6 tRNA genes are annotated in these 548 nt (G+C 51.8%); all 6 read right to left on the bottom strand.

Annotation, left to right across the window (positions count from 1 at the left end):
• Window positions 1-11 precede the first annotated feature (11 nt).
• Window positions 12-100, bottom strand: a tRNA-Leu gene (locus QYB97_RS25115).
• Between the two features lie 13 nt (window positions 101-113).
• Window positions 114-188 (bottom strand) — tRNA-Gly (locus tag QYB97_RS25110).
• Between the two features lie 9 nt (window positions 189-197).
• A tRNA-Leu gene (locus QYB97_RS25105) sits at window positions 198-282 on the bottom strand.
• A 17-nt stretch (window positions 283-299) separates the two neighbouring features.
• Window positions 300-375, bottom strand: a tRNA-Lys gene (locus QYB97_RS25100).
• Between the two features lie 8 nt (window positions 376-383).
• Window positions 384-459 (bottom strand) — tRNA-Thr (locus QYB97_RS25095).
• A gap of 7 nt (window positions 460-466) precedes the next feature.
• Window positions 467-542, bottom strand: a tRNA-Val gene (locus QYB97_RS25090).
• Window positions 543-548: the final 6 nt, after the last annotated feature.

The following is a 548-nucleotide window of genomic DNA, read 5'->3' as shown; positions in this document are numbered from 1 at the left end:
AAACATTCTATTGGTGCCGAGGGCCGGACTCGAACCGGCACGGTAGTCACCTACCGCAGGATTTTAAGTCCTGTGTGTCTGCCAATTCCACCACCCCGGCAGGCAGAAAAAAATGGAGCGGAAGACGGGATTCGAACCCGCGACCCCAACCTTGGCAAGGTTGTATTCTACCACTGAACTACTTCCGCATCCGTATATGGTGCGGGTGAAGGGACTCGAACCCCCACGTCATAAGACACTAGATCCTAAGTCTAGCGCGTCTGCCAATTCCGCCACACCCGCATATACAATTATAAAACTGGTGAGCCATGAAGGACTCGAACCTTCGACCCTCTGATTAAAAGTCAGATGCTCTACCAACTGAGCTAATGGCTCTCTTTAAGTGGTGCCGGCTAGAGGACTTGAACCCCCAACCTACTGATTACAAGTCAGTTGCTCTACCAATTGAGCTAAACCGGCAAAATAATGGTGGAGGATGACGGGTTCGAACCGCCGACCCCCTGCTTGTAAGGCAGGTGCTCTCCCAGCTGAGCTAATCCTCCAATATG

This window comes from Fictibacillus fluitans, assembly GCF_030418125.1.
In the GTDB taxonomy this organism is placed as follows: Bacteria; Bacillota; Bacilli; order Bacillales; family Fictibacillaceae; genus Fictibacillus_C; species Fictibacillus_C fluitans.
Note: the sequence above shows the minus strand (reverse complement) of the source record. Positions and strands in the feature narration are given on the sequence as shown.